General features: G+C 55.7%; 18 protein-coding genes. 6 read left to right on the top strand and 12 right to left on the bottom strand.

Annotation, left to right across the window (positions count from 1 at the left end; all coding sequences use genetic code 11):
- Positions 1 to 71 precede the first annotated feature (71 nt).
- The 5 genes from mglB to PYW49_RS14415 all read right to left on the bottom strand — a co-directional run bounded on the left by mglB (position 72) and on the right by PYW49_RS14415 (position 5,639).
- Positions 72 to 1,070, bottom strand: a complete 999-nt coding sequence (gene mglB / locus PYW49_RS14435; RefSeq protein ID WP_134347857.1) for a galactose/glucose ABC transporter substrate-binding protein MglB — start codon at positions 1,068 to 1,070, stop codon at positions 72 to 74.
- 295 nt (positions 1,071 to 1,365) lie between these two features.
- Positions 1,366 to 2,388, bottom strand: coding sequence for an HTH-type transcriptional regulator GalS (galS, locus tag PYW49_RS14430; protein WP_134347856.1), 1,023 nt, complete (start codon positions 2,386 to 2,388; stop codon positions 1,366 to 1,368).
- Positions 2,389 to 2,543: 155 nt separating this feature from the next.
- A complete protein-coding gene (yeiB, locus tag PYW49_RS14425; protein WP_320386789.1) occupies positions 2,544 to 3,701 on the bottom strand; it encodes a DUF418 domain-containing protein YeiB in 1,158 nt (385 codons plus the stop codon).
- An 18-nt stretch (positions 3,702 to 3,719) separates the two neighbouring features.
- Positions 3,720 to 4,388 carry a GTP cyclohydrolase I FolE gene (gene folE, locus PYW49_RS14420; protein WP_008500927.1) on the bottom strand — a complete coding sequence of 223 codons (669 nt, stop codon included), beginning with the start codon at positions 4,386 to 4,388 and terminating at the stop codon, positions 3,720 to 3,722.
- Positions 4,389 to 4,490: 102 nt separating this feature from the next.
- Positions 4,491 to 5,639: a YbfB/YjiJ family MFS transporter gene (locus tag PYW49_RS14415; protein ID WP_320386788.1), complete on the bottom strand. Its 1,149-nt coding sequence runs from the start codon at positions 5,637 to 5,639 to the stop codon at positions 4,491 to 4,493.
- Positions 5,640 to 5,777: 138 nt separating this feature from the next.
- Here PYW49_RS14415 and fghA point away from each other — a divergent pair, with 138 nt between their 5' ends.
- Positions 5,778 to 6,605 carry an S-formylglutathione hydrolase gene (gene fghA, locus PYW49_RS14410; protein ID WP_320386787.1) on the top strand — a complete coding sequence of 276 codons (828 nt, stop codon included), beginning with the start codon at positions 5,778 to 5,780 and terminating at the stop codon, positions 6,603 to 6,605.
- A gap of 250 nt (positions 6,606 to 6,855) precedes the next feature.
- Positions 6,856 to 8,841, top strand: coding sequence for a ligand-gated channel protein (locus tag PYW49_RS14405; protein WP_320386786.1), 1,986 nt, complete (start codon positions 6,856 to 6,858; stop codon positions 8,839 to 8,841).
- Positions 8,842 to 8,898: 57 nt separating this feature from the next.
- Here PYW49_RS14405 and PYW49_RS14400 read toward each other — a convergent pair whose 3' ends face one another.
- Complete coding sequence (locus PYW49_RS14400; protein WP_134347851.1) at positions 8,899 to 10,365, bottom strand: amino acid permease; 1,467 nt, start codon at positions 10,363 to 10,365, stop codon at positions 8,899 to 8,901.
- A 176-nt stretch (positions 10,366 to 10,541) separates the two neighbouring features.
- Positions 10,542 to 11,408, bottom strand: coding sequence for a DNA-binding transcriptional regulator YeiE (gene yieE / locus PYW49_RS14395; RefSeq protein WP_320386785.1), 867 nt, complete (start codon positions 11,406 to 11,408; stop codon positions 10,542 to 10,544).
- A gap of 97 nt (positions 11,409 to 11,505) precedes the next feature.
- Here yieE and PYW49_RS14390 point away from each other — a divergent pair, with 97 nt between their 5' ends.
- On the top strand, positions 11,506 to 12,552 hold the full coding sequence (locus PYW49_RS14390) for a YeiH family protein (protein ID WP_134347849.1): 1,047 nt from the start codon (positions 11,506 to 11,508) through the stop codon (positions 12,550 to 12,552).
- A 64-nt stretch (positions 12,553 to 12,616) separates the two neighbouring features.
- A complete protein-coding gene (nfo, locus tag PYW49_RS14385; protein WP_134347848.1) occupies positions 12,617 to 13,474 on the top strand; it encodes a deoxyribonuclease IV in 858 nt (285 codons plus the stop codon).
- A gap of 47 nt (positions 13,475 to 13,521) precedes the next feature.
- On the opposite strand, the gene fruA is transcribed toward nfo, so the two are convergent.
- From fruA to fruB, 3 genes are read right to left on the bottom strand one after another with little or no spacing between them, the layout of a single operon-like run.
- A complete protein-coding gene (gene fruA, locus PYW49_RS14380; RefSeq protein WP_320386784.1) occupies positions 13,522 to 15,207 on the bottom strand; it encodes a PTS fructose transporter subunit IIBC in 1,686 nt (561 codons plus the stop codon).
- 16 nt (positions 15,208 to 15,223) lie between these two features.
- Complete coding sequence (gene fruK, locus PYW49_RS14375; protein WP_047346570.1) at positions 15,224 to 16,162, bottom strand: 1-phosphofructokinase; 939 nt, start codon at positions 16,160 to 16,162, stop codon at positions 15,224 to 15,226.
- Positions 16,162 to 17,292 carry a fused PTS fructose transporter subunit IIA/HPr protein gene (gene fruB / locus PYW49_RS14370; protein ID WP_320386783.1) on the bottom strand — a complete coding sequence of 377 codons (1,131 nt, stop codon included), beginning with the start codon at positions 17,290 to 17,292 and terminating at the stop codon, positions 16,162 to 16,164. Before fruB ends, fruK begins: the two co-directional genes overlap by 1 nt.
- A gap of 362 nt (positions 17,293 to 17,654) precedes the next feature.
- On the opposite strand from fruB, the gene setB reads away from it, so the two are divergent.
- Positions 17,655 to 18,836: a sugar efflux transporter SetB gene (setB, locus tag PYW49_RS14365; protein ID WP_134347846.1), complete on the top strand. Its 1,182-nt coding sequence runs from the start codon at positions 17,655 to 17,657 to the stop codon at positions 18,834 to 18,836.
- Here the strand turns inward: setB and PYW49_RS14360 are convergent.
- Entirely contained in the window at positions 18,833 to 19,087 is a 255-nt protein-coding gene (locus tag PYW49_RS14360; protein WP_023312483.1) for a YkgJ family cysteine cluster protein, read from the bottom strand. The two genes, setB and PYW49_RS14360, sit on opposite strands and share 4 nt — an antisense overlap.
- Before the next feature lie 164 nt (positions 19,088 to 19,251).
- On the opposite strand from PYW49_RS14360, the gene yeiP reads away from it, so the two are divergent.
- Positions 19,252 to 19,824 (top strand): elongation factor P-like protein YeiP, encoded by a 573-nt coding sequence (yeiP, locus tag PYW49_RS14355; RefSeq protein WP_008500940.1) that lies wholly within the window; start codon positions 19,252 to 19,254, stop codon positions 19,822 to 19,824.
- A 117-nt stretch (positions 19,825 to 19,941) separates the two neighbouring features.
- On the opposite strand, the gene uxuA is transcribed toward yeiP, so the two are convergent.
- Positions 19,942 to 21,132, bottom strand: a complete 1,191-nt coding sequence (uxuA, locus tag PYW49_RS14350; RefSeq protein ID WP_320386782.1) for a mannonate dehydratase — start codon at positions 21,130 to 21,132, stop codon at positions 19,942 to 19,944.
- Positions 21,133 to 21,146 lie beyond the last annotated feature (14 nt).

Here is a 21,146-nt window from a genome sequence, read left to right as displayed (position 1 = left end):
CTTGTTGGCCTCGCATATCGCGTTATAAAAGGGCGCAACGAATTGCGCCCAGTGGAGACAGTACCGCTAACTTATTTACCGATAAACTCAGCCAGGTTGGACTGGTCTACGCCCACGTAAGGTACGCGAACGATTTTGTTTTCAATTTTCCAGCTGGTGCCATCTGCCGCGCCCTTGCCATCGGCCAGGTTTTTCGCCAGATCGAAGGTCGCTTTCGCCTGGTTGTTGGCATCGTTCAGCACGGTACCGGCCATCGCACCGGATTTAACCAGCGCCAGCGCTTCTGGCAGCGCATCCACACCAAATACCGGGATGGACGATTTATTGTGTGCTTTCAGCGCTTCTACCGCACCCATTGCCATCGCATCGTTGTTGGCAATAACCACTTCGATTTTGTTCGCGTTAGGGCCGGACAGCCACGCGTCCATCTTATCTTTTGCCTGAGCGGTATCCCACATTGCGGTATCTAACGCCAGCTGCTGGGTTTTCAGACCCTTGTCGTTCAGCTCTTTGATAACGTAAGTGGTACGCGCTTCAGCATCCGGGTGGCCAGGCTCGCCTTTCAGCAGAACGAACTGGATCTGACCATCTTTGTTCAGGTCCCAGTTCGGGTTCGCCGCCCAGTGTTTCGCGATCAGATCGCCCTGAATAATACCGGACTCTTTGGAGTCGGTACCCACGTAGAACGCTTTGTCATAGCTATCCAGCGCTTTACGGGAAGGTTCTTTGTTGAAGAAGACGATTGGCACATTCTGGCCGCGCGCTTTCTCAATAACCGTGCCTGCTGCAGCCGGGTCAACCAGGTTGATAGCCAGGGCTTTCACGCCTTTCGCCAGCAGAACGTCGATCTGGTCGTTCTGTTTGGACTGGTCATTCTGGGAGTCATTCATCAGCAGCTGAACGTCTGGCGCTGCTTTAGCATCTTTCTCAATTGCTTTACGCACAACAGACATGAAGTTGTCGTCGTATTTATAGATGGTCACACCAATACGGGTATCTGCAGCGTGCGCTGCTGCACCAAAAAGCATGCTTGCCATTACAGCAGACAGGGTCAACACCTTCTTATTCATGGTATCTCCGGTTTTTTTTATGCAGGGTAGTTCTTGTGAATAACGATCGGCGGGCAGGTGTTAATAAAACGTTACTGACAGCCGAAGTTCACTTATAAAATTTCTATCTTCCGTGTTCGGTAACGCTCCAGAAATGCGTTTTATTCGTTGTTTGCGGCACATTGGCTATAGTGAAAGTGAATAATCACTGTTACATAGCGTTTCAGCCCCTAAAACGCTGACATCATAGTCAGCGCCTTGTTAAGATACTGTGAATTTACTCACAGATTGAAAACGGTTACATCACCTCATGTAATCAGTTAGTGATCGGAACCACAATTTGCCGGGCCGCGACGGAGTGACGACGTACTAAAGTCGGCATGAAACAATGTGTTGCCCCCGGATCCAGCAGCCCTGCCGCCCCCTGTAACGCCAGCTCAGTCGCCAGTTTAGCCATAGAGGCTATGGGGTAACGCACCGTTGTCAGCTGCGGGTCGGTGTAACGGGCAATTGGAATATCGTCAAAGCCGATGAGTGATAAATGCTGTGGCACCGCAATGCCGTTATCTTTCAATGCCGTCAGGGCGCCAGCCGCCATGCTGTCGTTATAGGCAAACACCGCGGTAAGCTGCAGATTGCGGCCCAGCAACTCCACCATGGCCGCCTCACCGCCCTGCATGTCCGGCGTGCCGGTCCCAGTCCAGCTGTCTGATGGCGTAATGCCGTGCTCTTTCAGGGCGTTTTGCCACCCCTCGCGCCGCAGTTCGTCATCTTCAATCTGATGGCTGGAGGCCAGATAACCGATCCGCTGATGCCCGTTGTTAATGAGCATTTTCGTGGCCATCATTGCGCCACTGACGTTATCCAGCCCGACGCAGCGATGGGCGTAGCCCGGGACGATGCGGTTGATCAGCACCATGCCCGGGATCTGATCCATAAACCCGATTAACTCTTCGTCGCTCAGGGCTTTTGAGTGGACAATCAAAGCGTTACAGCGCTGGCGGATCAGCACTTCGATGGCATAGCGTTCTTTTTCCGCCTCATGATAGCTATTGCCGATCAGGACGTATTTCTGGTGCTGCTGGGCGACCACATCAACCGCTTTCACCAGCGCGCCGAAAAAGGCATCGGAGACATCCATCACCACCACGCCGATGGTGTCGCTGACCTGCGTCGCAAGCGCCTGGGCATTGGCATTTGGCCGGTACCCAAGCTGGGTCACGGCTTTCATTACTGTTTCACGGGTTTCAGGGCTGACCAGCGCGCTGTTGTTCAGCACGCGCGAAACGGTAGCCACAGAAACGCCCGCCTGACGGGCGACGTCACGAATGGTGATCATATTCACCATCCTTCAAAGGATTGCAGCAACTCACAGACACCCCCTGTGTTTAGCAAGGTGGCTATTTTGGCAGTGAGAGAAAGGGGACTACGTGAAGAAGCTCACACTCATGAAAACGCTTACATCCGTTTTGTTAATGATTGTGATCCAGATCGTTATCTGGATGTGTTTTTCAATGATACCCCTGAAGCATGTGCGGTTAACTGACGCCACACCCACTCCAGCGGCCCCTGGCGAAAATAACGTAGCCAGAGAACAGAAAACGCCAGGTTCACTACCCAGACCGGGATAACAAACGCCAGCAGCGCGAGGCGGTCGAATTTCATAAACAGACCAAAGCGATAGAAAAGCGTGGTGCATATCAGCGTTTGCAGGAGGTAATTGCTTAACGCCATGCGACCCACGCAGGCGATAGCGCTGACAATCCACAGGCGAGAAAGCGTTGGCCAGAAGCCATAGATCAGCGCTGCGTAGCCGATAGTCTGGAACGGTGCGCTCAGTTCGCGCGGCACCTGCAGCAGGAAAGCGCACCAGCGGTAATCCCAGTGGAGGTGCCACTGAGCAATCACCGCCGGGAGGTTAATCAACACGCCAAGCAGCACCAGGCCCGCGCCCGTGCGGCGATAGTGGCGCAGGCTGAATTCGCCTTTCAGCCAGCCGGTGCGCATCAGTGACGCGCCCATCAGCATCATTCCCGCCAGCTGCCAGCCGTATTGCGCGCCCAGCGCAAGGAGGTTATCTCCCAGCATATCCGCACGATTGCTTATCGCTTCCGTACCGCCTTTCAGCTTCCAGTATTGCTCGTACTGCAGGTTAGCGGCATCCGGGATCCAGGAACGGCTTGTCGCCTCGCCAGAGATCATTCCTAACAGCAGCAGTACCCCAAGCCCCATGACATAAAGCATCACACCGGTGTTAAACAGGCTTTTTACGCTGTTCGCGTCGCGAATGAGGCGCCAGCAGATGAGCCCGACTAACCCATAAGCGAGAAGAATATCGCCGTCCCAGAAGAACAGGCCGTGGATAAAGCCGAGGAGAACCAGCAGCGTCAGGCGCGACTGTATCCAGCGCGTTCCGCGTTTGAGGAGCAACTGCAGGCCTGCGCCAAACAGCAGGGCAAAGAGCGTGAGGAATTTGACCTGTGCGAAGAGATCGAGGACTGCCCATGTCCAGGCATCACTGCGTGTGATGTCGCCATACCACGCAGGATTGAGATAAGCCGCCTTCGGCAGACCGAAGGCGCTAATATTAAGCAGCAGGATACCGAGAATGGCGACGCCGCGAACAAAATCGAGCGTGACGTTTCGCTCCATGGTCCCTGCCCTGTCCGATTAGTTGTGGTGACGTACAGCGCGCAGGAACTCCTGGCGGGTATTCTGGCTCGATTTAAACAGACCACCCAGCGAGGTTGTTGTGGTCGCGCTGGTGGCATCACGCACGCCGCGCGCTTTCACGCAGTAGTGAACCGCGTCGATAGAGACAGCCACGTTATTGGTGCCCAGCAGCGTTTGCAGCGCGGTCAGGATCTGCTGCGTCAGACGCTCCTGCACCTGCGGACGCTGAGCAAAGAACTGCACGATGCGGTTGATCTTCGACAGGCCAATCACCGTATCTTTTGGGATATACGCCACGGTCGCTTTACCGTCGATGGTGACGAAATGGTGTTCGCAGGTGCTGGTCAGCGTGATATCGCGTACCGTGACCATCTCGTCCACCTTCATCTTATTTTCGATGACGGTGATTTTCGGGAAGTTGGCGTAATCCAGGCCGGAGAAAATTTCGTCGACGTACATTTTTGCGATACGGTGCGGCGTCTCCATCAGACTGTCGTCACTCAGATCGAGATTCAGCAGCTCCATGATATCGGTCATATGACCGGCAATCAGACGCTTGCGGGTTTCATTGTCCAGATCCTGAACGGGTGGACGCAGTGGCGTTTCAAGACCGCGCGCAACCAGGGCTTCGTGGACCAGGGCAGCTTCTTTACTGAGTGATGACATTTTGTTCTCCTGCAGGTGTGGCGTCTTTTGCCCTCGTTGTGGCAAAAGTATGCGCTCATTGTGCGTGAGGCCGCGCACATAATCCAGTATTCACGACGATAATTATTGCAATTGCTGTTGCCTTTCAGCGTGACGATTCCAGACCAGGGCCCCCCCGACGAACAGTGCAACACCCGCGAGGCCCAGCGCAGGCTCCAGCCGGTGGGTAAGCCAGGTCGAAAACGCCGAGGTCACCGGCCCCACCAGTTGCCCAATCGCATACCCGGTGGTAAGCAGTCCAGCCATGTACCGCGTGTGGTTCGGTGCCAGCTCGCGACCGTATAAAAGCGAGAGCTGAACGGCGCAGAGGAACCCACCGCCAACCAGTAGCCCCCCCGTCAGCAATCCGCCTATTCCCGGCAGCAGCCAGGCCGCCAGTACCCCAGCCCCCTGTAACCACAACACAATAGCCAGCCTGCGGTTAGCCGTTGAGGTGTGGCGCAACAGAATGCTGAGCGCAATCCCCACCACGGCGGCGATACCAAAAATAGGCCAGACAAACTGGGCAAACAGGCTGCCGGGAAAACGTACGGCCGCCATCTGCGATAAGAAGGTCGCCGGCAGAATATAACCAAACCCGGCCAGGCTGTAGCTCCAGACCAGACGCTTTAAATCCGCCGTCAGCACCAGCGGCTCCGGCGCGGTCCCTGGTCGATGGAGTTGACCGGCTCGCGGCAGGTAGCGCGCCACCAGCACAATCAGCACCAGCGCCAGCACGCCGTAGATTTGCCATGCCGCCCCGGCCGAAAGGGATTTCGCCTGGATATACACGGCGAGCAACCCGCTCAGGGCAATTCCCGCGCCCGGGCCGGCAAACACGGCAGCGCTCAGACCCGGTTTACCCAGTTGCCCCAGCCGCTCGTTAGTCCATGCGGCAATAAGCACCATTGACCAGCCGCTCATGCAGCCAATCACAAAGCGCAGCAGGCCGTGCACGATGGCGTTATCCGCCGCGGCGGAGAGCAGCGTCAGCGCCACCGCGCCAGTGATGCCAAGCCAGAGGCGCGTTTCAACAAAGCGGTGGGCGCGCATCGCATCCCATGCGCCCACCAGATAGCCCAGATAATTCATCGCCGCGACCAGACCCGCGCTGGTCAACGTAAGCTGCCCGGCAGCAATCATTAGCGGCACCTGAGGCGTAAAGGCAAAACGCCCGATTCCCATTGCCACCACCAGAACGACAAACCCACTGAGCGCAATACGCAGCGCCATGACGGCTCCAAATGTTAAAGAAAAGTAAATTTATGATGCAGCATCTCGCCGTCCGGCGAAAGTGAAAGTTACTCACAGGTCAATGAAAACGCTGTATTATGGATGTTATGAATGCGCATTCTCATTAAGGAGCCCTGCATGGAACTGCTCGAAGAGCACCGTTGTTTTGAAGGTCGACAGCAGCGCTGGCGGCACGACTCCACCGTTCTGAACTGTGCGATGACGTTCAGCATTTTTCTGCCCCCGACGGAAAACCCTCCGGTTCTGTTCTGGCTTTCAGGCCTGACCTGCAACGACGAAAACTTCACCACTAAAGCAGGTGCACAGCGTATTGCCGCCGAGCTGGGCATTGCACTGGTGATGCCAGACACCAGCCCGCGTGGCGATGATGTGGCCGACGATGCAGGATACGATCTGGGTAAAGGTGCCGGCTTTTATCTGAATGCGACCGTGCAGCCCTGGGCGCGCCACTACCGCATGTATGACTACATTCGTGACGAGCTGCCTGCGCTGATTCAGGCGGAGTTTGCTGTGAATGACCGTTGCGCCATCAGCGGGCACTCAATGGGGGGGCACGGGGCGCTGATAATGGCCCTGAAAAACCCGGGTAAATACACCAGCGTGTCGGCATTTGCGCCTATTGTGAACCCCTCTCAGGTACCGTGGGGGCAAAAAGCCTTTACCCATTATCTGGGTGAAGAGGCGGAAAAATGGCTGGCGTGGGACAGCTGCGCGCTGATGCTGAACAGCAACGCTGAAGAGGCCATTCCCACTCTCATCGATCAGGGTGATGCGGATCAATTCCTCGCCGGACAGCTACAGCCTGCGGTGCTGGCAGAAGCTGCACGCCAGAAGGACTGGCCGCTGACGCTGCGCATTCAACCGGGATACGATCACAGCTATTACTTCATTGCGTCCTTTATTGAGGACCATCTCCGCTTCCATGCGGAGCATTTGTTCAGGTAAGTGCCCTTCTCGCCCGGTGACGCTCTGCTTACCGGGCAAGCTTCCCTATCTTATTTTTTTGAATGTGCATCATTAGTCTGAATCCAACATCAAACACAAATGATTTCGATTATCATTTGTGTTTACAAATCTACATTCTTTTGTACAATTCCAGGCTCTTCTCCATCACAAAGCGTTCTTACAAGACAAAGACATAGCGTTATCAGGGTTATCCCGATGGAGTTTTTTTATTTTTATACGGAATGTACAAATGACTATACCTCGCGTTAAGGCACTGGCTATCGCCGTTGGCGTCGCCACACTTCCACCATTCGTTCATGCAGCCGATCAAGACACCGTTGTCGTCACCGCCACGGGTTTTGAACAAAAGATCCAGAATGCTCCCGCCTCCATCTCCGTCATTTCGAAACAGCAAATTGAAGACAAAGCCTATCGCGACGTCACCGATGCGCTGAAAGATGTGCCCGGCGTGGTCGTCACCGGCGGGGGCAGCAGCAGCGATATCAGTATTCGCGGCATGGCATCCCAGTACACGCTGTTCCTGGTCAACGGCAAGCGTATCAGCACGCGCAGCACGCGCCCTAACAGCGACAACGCGGGTATTGAACAAGGCTGGCTACCGCCGCTGGAATCCATTGAGCGCATTGAAGTGATCCGCGGTCCTATGTCATCGCTGTATGGCTCAGACGCCATGGGCGGCGTGATTAACGTCATCACCAAAAAAGTGTCGAATACTAAAGCCTGGACCGGTTCCCTGCACGGAGATGGTACGTTCCAGGAAAACAGTGATTCCGGCGATATCTTCCAGACCAACGCTTATGCCTCTGGCCCTCTGATTGACGGCCTGCTTGGCGCAAAAGTGACGGGCCTGCTGTCACGCCGCGCGGAAGATAAAATCGTAAACGGTTATAACGAGCAGAAAATGCGTAACGGCGGCGTTACGCTGAACTTTACCCCGGACGAGCAAAATGATATCGACCTCGATTTTGCCCGTGAACTTCAGGACAGAAACAGTACGCCAGGCATGTCTAAAGCGGCTGAAACCTGCCGCGGTAATACCTGTAAGCCGAATACCAAAAGTGAGACACGCTACGAGCATACAACGTACTCATTAACCCACAGCGGCTATTACAGCGACTTCAATACCACCAGCTACATCCAGCAGGAAGAGACGAACAACCCGGATCGTGACATGCGCTCCTGGAACACTACGTTCAACAACCAAAACCAGATCTTCCTGGGCGATCACACCCTGACCCTCGGCGGGCAGTATCGTTATGAGAAACTGCGCGACAACGGCAACCAGCTGGAAGCCGCTGATGGGCTGAACAAACTGACGCGCTGGAGCTGGGCACTGTTTGCCGAAGATGAATGGGCAATGACCGACAGCTTTACGCTGACCGGCGGTCTGCGAATGGATAAAGACCAAAACTACGGTACCAACTGGACGCCACGCGGCTATGGCGTATGGCATCTGGCAGAACAGTGGACGCTGAAGGGCGGAGTCTCTGCTGGCTACCGTGCGCCGGACCTGCGCCAGTCTTCTGCCAGCTGGGGCCAGGCAACGGGCGGTGGACGCCTTGACGGTATCATCGTAGGGAACCCGGACCTGAAACCGGAGAAAAGCCTGAGTGAAGAGATCGCCCTGCTCTGGGACAACAGCGACAACCTTAATGCTGGAGTGACGCTGTTCAATACCGACTTCAAGGACAAAATCACTGAAGTGCGGCGCTGCAACAGCAGTGCGGATCCCGCCTGTACCATCGGCAATCATACCTATGATTTCGTCAGCGATCGCGTCAACGTCGACAAGGCTAACATGCGCGGCGTGGAATCCACCTTCGGCTGGAAAATCACGCGCGATCTTAACTGGACCGCTAACTACACCTACACCGAATCTGAGCAAAAAAGTGGCCAATTTTCCGGTAAGCCGCTGAACAAAATGCCGAAGCACATGTTCAACACCACGCTGGACTGGCAGGCCACGCCGGATGTTGGATTCTGGAGCCGTCTGAATCTGCGCGGTAAAACCTCTGAATACCTGAGCCGCACGTCAATGTCTCAGGGCACACCGTCTTATACCCAGGTTGATGTGGGCCTGCGCTATAACGCGAATAAGAACCTGCTGCTTACCGCCGGTGTTTATAACGTGCTTGATAAGCAGATTGATTACGAGACCTACGACACCGTACTTGACGGCCGCCGCTATACCGTCGGTATGACTTATAGTTTCTAAGCGACCATAAAAAAGCCCGCTCGAATGAGCGGGCTAAATAGAGAGGAAGTGCGGTTATTATTTAAATCGTTCCGGGAATTCCATTTCACTGTAGCGAACGAAGCGTGTTCCTTTGGTCAGTTTGTAACCCAACCAGATGACAAGGAACAGCGGAATACCAATATAGGTTGCCGTGACGGCGCCCCAGTCAATGGTGTCCGCCAGGAAGGCTTCATAGTTCTGTCCCAGCGTAATGATCAGGCACAGAATGAAGGCAAAAATAGGCCCCAGCGGGAAGAATCCTGAGCGATACGGCAGGTTGTTAAGATCGTGCCCCTGCATGACGTAGCCACGGCGGAAACGGTAGTGGCTAATGGCAATGCCCAGCCAGGCAATAAAGCCCGTCATCCCGGACGTGTTAAGCAGCCACAGGTATACCGTCTGGTTGCCAAACATAGAGGTCAGGAAACACATACCGGCAATCACCGTTGTCGCGTACAGCGCATTACGCGGGACACCGCCACGGGACAGTTTAGCGAAGATACGCGGTGCTTTACCGTCGCACGCCAGCGTGTAGAGCATGCGGGTGGACGCGTACATCCCGGAGTTACCGGCTGAAAGCACGGCGGTCAGGATCACGGCGTTCATCACTGCCGCGGCAGAAAGCAGACCGGCGTGCTGGAAGACCAGCGTGAACGGGCTGACGCTAATGTCTTTTACGTCATTACGCAGCAGGCTTGGATCGGTGTACGGAATGATCAGGCTGATAATCAGGATTGCGAACACATAGAACAGCAGGATACGCCAGAAGACCTGACGGACCGCACGCGGAATATTTTTCTCCGGGTTCTCTGACTCACCGGCGGCGATACCAATCAGCTCGGTCCCCTGGAAGGAGAAGCCGACAATCATTGCCACGCCAATCATCGCCGAAAAGCCACCGGCAAACGGCGCATCGCCTATTGTCCAGTTACTCCAGCCCACAGGTTCAGCGCCTTTGAAAATACCAACGATCATCGCCACACCGACGACGATAAAGATGATGACGGTTGCCACTTTGATCAAAGAGAACCAGTATTCCGCTTCGCCGAAACCGCGCACGGAGATGTAGTTCAGCAGGAAGATGACGGCCAGGAACAGCGCGCTCCAGATCCAGCCCGGCGTATCCGGGAACCACCAGTTCATCACCAGCTGTGCGGCGACAAGGTCAACGGCGATGGTCACCGCCCAGTTGTACCAGTAGTTCCAGCCCAGCGCGAAGCCGAAGCCTTCTTCAACGTATTTTTGACCGTATGTCGAAAACGAACCGGATACCGGCATGTACGCGGCCAGTTCGCCCAGGCTGGTCATCAGGAAATACACCATCAGGCCAATCAGGATATAAGAGAAAAGTGCCCCACCCGGGCCTGCTGCCGAAATTGTTGCGCCAGAGGCAACGAAAAGACCTGTACCGATTGAACCGCCAATGGCGATCATCGTCAGGTGACGCGCCTTAAGTTCACGACGTAGCGTGGGCGCTTCTGTGGTTTTAATTTCTGAAACCATGTGAAAATGCTGTCCATTTAATAAATGAGGCGCGATTGTAGCAGACGATCCGCGTTCCTTCCGGCAGAAATACTCAGTTATAAGAGAGCTTCATGACTCGGCCAGGATTATAAGTAAAGCAGAAATCGGGGCTTTCCCCTCTCCCATTTGGGGAGAGGGTCAGGGTGAGGAGAAGATTACATCTCGCAATAGCGCAGAAAACGCTGTAGCGAGCTGGAAAGGTGTTTCTGACGATGGTGAATACACCACAGCGTGCGTACCAGTTTCGGGAGCGGAACAGGAATTTCCACCAGCGAGCCCGTCTCAAGCTGTTCCGCAATGACCCGCCGGGAAAGACAGCTGATGCCCAGCCCGTGGCGCACCGCATGCTTGATGGCCTCCGAGTTACCCAGCTCCATCCCCAGCTGGAATTGCGGCAGATGGGAAAGCAGCAGGTAATCGACAATTTCCCGCGTGCCGGAGCCCTGCTCACGCAGGATCCACTGCGCCTGCGCGAGGCGTTCCAGCGTCACTTCCCCCTGCAGTAAAGACGAGGCCGGGGAAGCAAACACCACCAGTTCATCCTCCAGCCAGGGCTCGGCAATGATATCGACGTTATGGCAGGGTCCTTCGATGAGGCCGATATCCACGCGAAAATCGATCACCGCGTTGATGACGTCCTGGCTGTTCCCCACGCTCATCTCCAGCGGCAGGGTCGGGAAATCACGGCGGTAGCGGGCAATCACTTCCGGCAGGATGTAATTCCCGATCGTGCTGCTGGCGTAGACGCGGATCGCACCGTTTTCTTCACGGAACAGCTGTTCGATTTCGATAGCCTGTTCCAGCAATGCCAGCGCGCGCGGGTAGAGCAGACGGCCATGTTCGTTGACCACCAGACGCTTCCCTACCCTGTCGAAAAGCTGAACGCCCAGCTGCCCTTCGAGATCGGTCAACGCCGCGCTAACCGCAGATTGAGAGAGCGCCAGCATCTGCGAGGCTTGTGTTGTCGATCCGCTTTTCAGCACTTCGGCAAAGACCTCCAGCTGACGCAATGTAATGTGCATGGTTGCTTACCACTTATATAGATTGATTATAAGTATATAATCAATTTTATTTTTAAGCCAGAGCGCCGTAACCTTTAGCCAGACAAAGGAGAAGGTTATGTCAGAACTCACCTTACAGCATCATCGTACATTGTGGCACTTCGTGCCGGGTCTTGCGCTCAGCGCAGCGGTTACCGGCGTGGCACTATGGGGCGGAAGTATTCCGGCCATCGCGGGAGCAGGTTTTAGCGCGTTAACCCTGGCAATATTGCTCGGTATGGTCGTGGGCAATACCGTTTACCCGCATATCTGGAAATCCTGCGACGGCGGCGTGATCTTTGCCAAACAGCATCTGCTGCGTCTCGGGATCATTCTTTACGGCTTTCGTCTCACCTTTTCGCAGATTGCGGATGTGGGCGTGAGCGGGATCGCCATCGACGTCCTGACCCTGACCAGCACCTTTTTACTGGCCTGTTTTATCGGTCAGAAAGTCTTTGGCCTGGATAAGCAAACCAGCTGGCTGATCGGTGCCGGGAGCAGTATCTGCGGGGCCGCGGCGGTGCTGGCAACGGAACCCGTCGTTAAAGCCGAAGCCAGCAAGGTGACGGTGGCGGTGGCGACGGTGGTGATCTTCGGTACGCTGGCGATCTTCCTCTACCCGGCGATGTATCCTCTGGTTGCTCACTGGTTTAGCCCGGAAACGTACGGCATTTATATCGGTTCGACGATGCACGAAGTGGCCCAGGTGGTCGCTGCAGGGCACGCCATTAACCCGGAAGCTGAAAACGCGGCGGTGATTGCCAAAATGCTGCGCGTAATGATGCTCGCGCCATTCCTGATTTTCCTGGCCGCGCGGGTTAAACAGCTGGCTCCGGCGGGCGGTAGCGAGAAAAGCAAAATAACCATTCCGTGGTTTGCGATCCTGTTTATCGTGGTGGCGATTTTCAACTCCTTCCACCTGCTGCCGAAAGCCGTTGTCGATATGCTGGTGACGCTGGATACGGTGCTGCTGGCAATGGCCATGGCGGCGCTGGGGGTGACCACGCACGTCAGCGCGCTGAAAAAAGCCGGTGCGAAACCGCTGCTGATGGCGCTGGTGCTCTTCATCTGGCTGATTGTCGGCGGCGGCGCGATTAACCTCGTGGTCCATAGCCTGATGGCATAAACCACTACATCCTTCTCCTGTTAACCCGCTATCATAGGCATTTCGGGTTAACAGGAGTCCCTTTATGAAATATGTTGGAGCGCACGTTAGCGCTGCAGGTGGCCTTGCGAATGCCGCCATTCGCGCCGCCGAAATTGAGGCGACCGCTTTCGCCCTGTTCACCAAAAATCAGCGCCAGTGGCGCGCCGCGCCGCTTACCGCTGACGTAATTGATGATTTCAAAGCCGCCTGTGAGAAATACCGCTACGGGCCCGGCCAGATCCTCCCCCACGACAGCTACCTGATTAACCTCGGGCATCCGGTTCAGGAAGCGCTGGATAAGTCCCGCGAGGCGTTTCTGGATGAAGTACAGCGCTGCGAACAGCTGGGGCTGACGCTGCTGAACTTCCATCCGGGTAGCCATCTGATGCAAATCGATGAAGATGCCTGCCTGGCGCGCATTGCCGAGTCCATCAACATCACTCTGGATAAAACCCAGGGCGTGACGGCGGTGATTGAGAACACCGCCGGTCAGGGCAGCAACCTCGGCTTTAAGTTCGAACATCTGGCGGCCATTATTGACGGTGTGGAAGATAAATCCCGCGTGGGCGTGTGCATTGATACCTGCCACGCGTTTGCGGCCGGTTATGACCTGCGCACGACCGAGGCAACGAAAAACACGTTCGAGGAGTTCGAGCGGATTGTTGGCTTTAAGTACCTGCGCGGAATGCACCTAAACGATGCGAAAAGCGCCTTTGGCAGCCGCGTTGACCGTCACCACAGCCTGGGCGAAGGCAACATCGGCCATGATGCGTTTCGCTTTATTATGCAGGATGCCCGCTTCGACGGTATTCCAATGGTGCTCGAAACCATCAATCCGGATATCTGGGCAGAAGAAATCGCCTGGCTCAAAGCGCAGCAAACCGCTGAACAGGCGGCATAAAAAAAGCCGGGCTGCTTACGCACCCGGCTTTTTTATTACGTTAACGCTTAGGCCACTTTCGCAACCACTTCTGCTTCAGGGCGCTTCAGCACCGCATAAGACAGACCCGCCACCAGCGTACCCGCGATAATCGCCAGCAGGTAACCCAGCACCGGAGTGATTGCGCCAGGGATCAGCAGAACAAATAGACCGCCGTGTGGTGCCATCAGTTTTGCACCAATCGCCATGGAGATAGCCCCCGTCACAGCACCACCCGCGATACAGCATGGCAGCACACGCATTGGGTCGCGGGCCGCGAACGGAATCGCTCCTTCGGTGATGAAGCACAGACCCAGCACCAGCGCGGCTTTACCGCCTTCCTGCTGCGCTTTATCGAACTTACGACGCGCAATAATCGTCGCCAGACCGAGCGCCAGAGGAGGCACCATACCGGCCGCCATGATGGCTGCCATTGGCGCATACGTCTGGGTACTCAGCAGGCCAACGCCAAAGGCGTACGCCGCTTTGTTCACCGGACCACCCATATCGGTACACATCATGCCACCGAGGATAGCACCCAGCAGAACCGCGTTCGCGGTGCCCATGGTTTGCAGCCAGTGGGTCAGACCCGCCAGGATGCCCGCAACAGGTTTACCAATCAGGTAAATCATCGCCAGGCCGACCACCAGGCTGGAAATCAGCGGGATGATCAGAATCGGCTTCAGCGCTTCCATACTTTGCGGCAGCTTCAGCTTCGAACTAATAAGCTTCGCAACGTAACCGGCCAGGAAACCGGCAATGATGCCGCCAATGAAGCCAGAACCGGTGCTCACGGCCAGCATACCGCCGATAAGACCCGGCGTCAGGCCAGGACGGTCAGCGATGGAGAAGGCAATAAAGCCAGCCAGCACAGGCACCATCAGCGCGAACGCGGATCCACCGCCAATCTGCATTAACGCAGCGGCCAGCGTCCCTTGTTCTTTAAACGCGGTAATACCAAATGCGAACGAGAGGGCGATACACAGACCACCCGCAACCACCATCGGCAGCATGTAAGACACGCCGGTCAGCAGATGGCGGTAGGCGCCTGCAGACTCTTTCTTACCTTCCGTTGCGGTTTGGCTCGCTCCGGTTGCCTGATACGGTTTCGCTTCCACCAGCGCTTTATCAAACTCCTGCGCGGTTTTTTTCAGCGCCAGGCCGGTAGAGGTACGGTACATTGGCTTACCGGCAAATTTCGCCAGATCCACTTCGATATCCGCAGCCACGATCACCAGATCGGCCTCAGCCACTTCTTCAGGGGTGATAGCGTTGCCGGCACCAACGGAGCCGCGCGTTTCAACTTTTACCCACCAGCCGCGTTTTTTCGCTTCGGTTTCAATGGCTTCAGCCGCCATAAAGGTGTGAGCCACGCCCGTCGGGCAGGCCGTCACCGCCACAATGCGTTTCGGCCCTGCGGCCGCCGCCGGCGCCGTCGCGACAGGCGCGCTGTAGACAGACGCGTGACCTTTCGCTTCACTCAGGAACAGTTCAGGGTGTGCCACTGCACGATTGATATCGCCCAGCCACACTTTTTTGCCGTTCAGCGCACTGTCAGCCGGGATTTTATCGCCCAGTACAATGGCCAGTTCTGCATCGCCTGGATTATCGATAATATCCAGATGTGCTTTTTGTGCCGCCGCGCCCAGCAAGGTCTTCGCCATATAGGCGCGAGCCTGTCCGAGACCGGAGTCAATGATCAGCAGCGTTTTCATTATTCCTCTCCTGCTGTTAGTTAAAAGGTTTTAAGTCAACGCGCGCCATCATCGCGGCTAACTGGGTACGATCGGTAATTCCGACATTGCTCTGGCTTACGGCCAGGGCAGCAACGGCGGTGGCAAGACGTAAAGTATGTTCACTGGATTCACGCATCAGCAGACCATAAATCAGGCCGCCAACCATGGAATCCCCTGCGCCAACGGTGCTGACAACGTCAACCGACGGCGGTTTGGCGATCCATTCGCCAGACGCGTTAACCCACAACGCGCCTTCTGCACCAAGAGAGATAACCACGTGAGCGATACCCTGCTCGCGCAGCGCATGGGCAGCGTCAATCACATCTTTTAATTCTGGCAGCTTACGGCCCGCCCAGATCTCCAGCTCGCGGCGATTCGGCTTCACCAGCCACGGAGAGGCTTTCAGACCCGCAACCAGCGCGTCGCGGCTGCTGTCAAAAATAATGCACGGGCACTGGCTGCGCAGGCGCGTCATCCAGTCGGTAAACGCTTCCGGGCTCACGCCGGACGGCAGGCTGCCGCTAACGCAGACCATGTCAAACTGACCAAGCCAGGTCAGCGAGTCGTTCACAAAACGTTCCCAGTCTGACGGCGTCACTTCGAAACCGGAGAAGTTCAGATCGGTCACTTCACCGTCTTTCTCCGTCAGCTTAACGTTGATACGGGTACGGCCCTGAACAATCTGAAAACGGTTAGCTATGCCCAGCTCGCTGAACAGCTGCTGGAAACCATCCTGGTTGTCTTTTCCGAGGAACCCACCTACCGTGACATCGATACCGAGATCCTTGAGCACTTTCGCGACGTTAATCCCTTTACCCGCGGCATGCAGGCCAGTGGTACGCACGAGGTTGACTTCGCCGCGCTCAATTTCCGGGCAAAATCCCACCAGGTCATAAGCCGGGTTCAGCGTAATAGTCGCAACACGTCTGCTCATTATGCGCCCTCCCCCAGACCCGCTGCGATGGCGTCGCCAATCGCTTTCAGCGCCTGTTCAGCATCCGCACCCTGCGCGGTGAAACGCAGACGGTGGCCTTTCTTCACGCCCAGCGCGACAACTTTCATCAGACTACGGCCGTTGGCCGGTTTGCCCGTGCCATCAAGATTCGCCACGGTGATCTCACTCTCGAATTGTTTAATGGTATTCACCAGCATGGTGCCAGGACGGGCATGCAGGCCGTGTTCGTTGCGCACAACGAACTCCGCAGTCTGCACGTCATCCGTCAGCACATCATCACTGGTCAGCAGTGCCAGCACGGTGGAGGCATCAGCGTTCAGCAGTTTTTCAGCTTTGTTGTTCAGCAGCAGGTCGCCCAGACGCTTCAGCACGGAAACTGGCTGTTCATCGTTCATCGCCACGGTCACCAGCATCGCTGCTGGCTCGCCTTCTACGTCAAACGCATTGGTCGCGCGGCTCACGGCGATAGCACTGCGCAGGTTGCCTTCAGCACTGTCGTTCAGCCAGATACCCTGTCCCAGATTCAACGGCTTATCGTTGATCGCGCGGGTGACAAAGGTGGCATCCGCCGCGCCGGCTTCTTTCAGACGACCTGCGTTCAGCGCCTGCAGCGTCACCAGATCGGAGGCAGCCACGTCAAGCGTCAGCGTTTCATTATCCAGTTTCAGCGCTTCACTCTGTTTTTCGCCCATCAGCAAGGCGCGCAGTTCTTCCGCTGTCGTGGCGGACTTAAGCTGTTCAGCTACCGCGTCATCGCTCAGGACATGCGTCAGCTGACGCAGCAGGCCTAAGTGTTCGTCGCTGCTGGCCGCGATACCGATAGCCACGTAAGCCACCTGACCGTCACCCCAAAGCACGCCCTGCGGGAACTGATAAACCTTAACGCCGGTTTTCAGCACCTGATCGCGGGTGTCGGTTGTGCCGTGCGGAATGGCAATGCCATTGCCGAGGAAGGTTGAGGTCTGCTGCTCGCGGGCCAGCATGCCGTTTACATAGCCGTCCGCGACGTTGCCCGCCTGCACAAGCGCAGCGGCAACCTGGCGAATAGCCTCTTCTTTATCCCCGGCCTGAGCGCCCGGGTGGATATCCTGAACAGATAACTGGAACATGGTTCTCCACTCCTGCTGAACTTGAATCGTTTCAGCTTTAATGAGAAAAAATGCGCTAGCCTGCTCCGTTTGTAAAAACAAGATAGCGCTGAAACGTTTCAAAAAGTCTTGCGCTTTCTGCAATACCTTGCAAGTAAACTCGTATTTCTGATGTCAGAATTTAGAGATACAGCACATTTCTTCTTCGTTGAGCTGAATTTTGCTGAAGTTCAGCAAATCAGTTTCAGCTAAGGTCAGCCAGACTGTTCATAAGTTGAAATGCCATTTTGATTTTTCGTGGCATCATTGACCGCACCCACTGTTTATTTTTTAGCTGACGGCGTAAACTCCGCCTCCTCTCTGCTACTCGCTAATTATAAAACATGCATAACACCCCTGCGGCCGCCTCGCCGAAGCCCTTTGATTTGACCTCTGCGGCATTCCTGGTTGTTGCCTTTTTCACAGGCATTGCCGGTGCGTTACAGACGCCGACGCTGAGTTTATTTCTGACAAATGAGGTCCACGCCCGTCCGGCCATGGTTGGCTTCTTTTTTACCGGAAGCGCCATCATCGGCATCCTGGTCAGTCAGTTTCTGGCGGGGCGATCCGACAGAAAAGGCGATCGTAAGAGCCTGATCGTTTTCTGCTGTCTGCTGGGTGTAATGGCCTGCGTTCTGTTTGCCTGGAACCGCAACTACTTCATTCTGCTCTTCGTTGGGGTATTTCTGAGCAGCTTTGGCTCGACGGCGAACCCGCAGATGTTCGCCCTTGCCCGCGAACACGCCGACCATACCGGGCGTGAAGCGGTGATGTTCAGCTCTGTCATGCGTGCTCAGGTGTCGCTGGCATGGGTGATTGGCCCGCCGCTGGCTTACGCGCTGGCGATGGGTTTTGGCTTTACGGTGATGTACCTGAGCGCGGCTGTCGCGTTTGTGGCGTGCGGCGCGCTGGTGTGGTTCTTCCTGCCGTCCATGCGCAAAGAGCCCAAAGTGGCAACGGGTGTGCTGGAAGCGCCGCGCCGCAACCGCCGCGATGCCCTGCTCCTGTTTGTTGTCTGCACGCTGATGTGGGGCACCAACAGCCTGTATATCATCAATATGCCGCTGTTTATTATTGATGAACTGCACCTGTCGGAGAAGCTGGCGGGCATTATGATGGGCACCGCAGCCGGGCTTGAGATCCCAACTATGCTCATCGCGGGATATTACGCAAAGCGTTTCGGAAAGCGTTTTTTAATGCGCATCGCCGCCGTCGCCGGCCTGCTGTTTTATATGGGTATGTTGACGGTTCATACGCCGGGGCTGTTGCTGGCTTTACAGCTGCTGAATGCCATTTATATCGGCATTCTCGCCGGGATAGGCATGCTCTACTTTCAGGATCTGATGCCGGGTCAGGCAGGCTCAGCCACCACTCTTTATACCAATACCACCCGCGTGGGCTGGATTATCGCTGGTTCAATGGCCGGCGTTGTGGCTGAAATCTGGAACTACCACACGGTGTTCTGGATTGCGCTGGTGATGTGTACGCTGACGATTGGCTGTTTGACGCGGATTAAAGACGTTTAAGGCGCGGTGAGCGCTTCCAATTCAAGAAGGTACGTCATCGCCTGCCCGCGCGTGCTGCCACACATTTCGGCAGTGGGCTGAAGCCCGGAGCAGACCTTCGGGCGCAAAGGCGAACCAAAGATCATACACAGATTCGTTTCCGAGAGCTGAACGCAGCGGGTATTGGCAGGCTTACCCTCGGGCATTCCTGGAATGGGACTTGAAATGGACGGTGCTGTACAGCACGCGCCACAGTCTGGACGGCAATCCATAAATGCTCTCTTTCGCTGGCGGACGCCCGCGTAGTCGGGCATCGCGCGCACAGTAACACCTTTTGCGTATTGATAGCAAAAGCCACGAATTCCACTTGCCTGAAAGGCCGCGCGCGAGTAATTTGGCGCGATATTTTTTACCTCCCGTAAACAGGATTACTGCAATGCCAAGAGCGAACGAAATTAAGAAAGGTATGGTGCTAAATTACAACGGCAAACTGCTGATTGTGAAAGATATCGACATTCAGGCCCCGAGCGCCCGTGGTGCAGCAACGCTGTACAAAATGCGTTTCGCCGATGTGCGTACCGGCCTGAAAGTGGAAGAGCGCTTTAAAGGTGACGATATCGTCGATACCGTGACCCTGACCCGTCGCTATGTCGATTTCTCCTACATCGACGGCAACGAATACGTGTTCATGGACAAAGAAGATTACACTCCATACATCTTCACCAAAGATCAGATTGAAGAAGAGCTGCTGTTCATCCCTGAAGGCGGTATGCCTGACATGCAGGTCCTGACCTGGGACGGCGTGCTGCTGGCGCTGGAACTGCCTCAGACCGTCGATCTGGAAATCGTTGAAACGGCGCCAGGCATCAAAGGCGCGTCCGCAAGTGCGCGCAACAAACCGGCTACCCTGACGACCGGCCTGGTTGTGCAGGTTCCGGAATATCTCTCTGCTGGCGAGAAAATCCGCATCCATATCGAAGAAAAACGCTATATGGGTCGCGCTGACTGATTGCGGCATTTGTCGGGTGGCGGCTTCGCCTTACCCGACCTACAAAAACACAAAAACCGGCTCTCAGGCCGGTTTTTTTGTAGGCCCGGTAAGCGTAGCGCCACCGGGCAACAGAGCTTACAGAAGCTCCGGATACTTCGTCATCTTCAGCGCCAGCTCAACGCCGCGCACTTCCGCCATCCCTTTAAGACGGCCAATCGCCGAATAGCCTGGGTTAGTTTTCTTACGCAGATCGTCCAGCATCTGGTGTCCGTGATCGGGGCGGAATGGAATAGGACGCACATCGCCCGCCTGCTTACGACGCGCCTCTTCCGCCAGAATAGCGTCCACCACCGCGACCATATTCACATCACCGCCAAGGTGCGCCGCCTCGTGGAAGGTTTTCGGGTTCTCTTCACGACAGGTCGCGCGCAGATGCGTGAAGTGGATACGATCGCCGAAGGTTTCAATCATCCGTACCAGATCGTTATCCGCGCGCACGCCGTAGGAGCCGGTACACATGGTAAAGCCGTTATAGATGCTATTTACCGTCTCTTTCAGCCACTGCATATCTTCAAGGGTGGAAACGATACGCGGCAGGCCCAGGATAGGACGCGGTGGATCGTCCGGGTGCACAGCCAGGCGTACTCCTGCCTCTTCAGCTACCGGCACGATAGCACGCAGGAAATACGCCATATTTTCACGCAGCTGGTGCTTATCAATATCGCCGTACTCCGCCAGACGCGCGCGGAACTGATCCAGCGTATAACCCTCTTCTGCACCCGGCAGGCCAGCAATAATATTACGGGTCAGTTTTTCGATGTCTGCGTCACTGGCGGCGTTAAACCACGCCAGCGCCTGCTGCTGCTCTTCTGCGGTGTAATCCGCTTCGGCGCCAGGACGTTTAAGAATGTGCAGTTCGAATGCCGCAAAGGCAATCTGATCGAAACGCAGCGCTTTTGAACCGTCCGGCATCTGATATTCAAGGTCGGTCCGCGTCCAGTCCAGAATGGGCATGAAGTTATAGCAGACTGTATCAATACCGCAGGCCGCCAGGTTGCGAATGCTCTGCTGGTAGTTAGCAATCCAGGTCTGGTACTCCCCTGAATGGGTTTTGATATCTTCATGAACCGGAATACTTTCCACCACAGACCAGGTTAATCCCTTCTCTGCCAGCAGCGCCTGACGCTGTTGAATTTCTTCAACCGGCCATACCTGACCGTTAGGAATATGATGCAGCGCCGTGACGACACCCGTTGCGCCAGCCTGACGCACATCATCAAGAGAAACCGGATCGTTCGGCCCGTACCAACGCCAGGTTTGTTCCATTGCCTCACCCTCTT

Source organism: Enterobacter chinensis (assembly GCF_034008295.1).
Classification (GTDB): Bacteria; Pseudomonadota; Gammaproteobacteria; order Enterobacterales; family Enterobacteriaceae; genus Enterobacter; species Enterobacter chinensis.
This window is presented reverse-complemented; position numbering and strand designations above follow the sequence as displayed.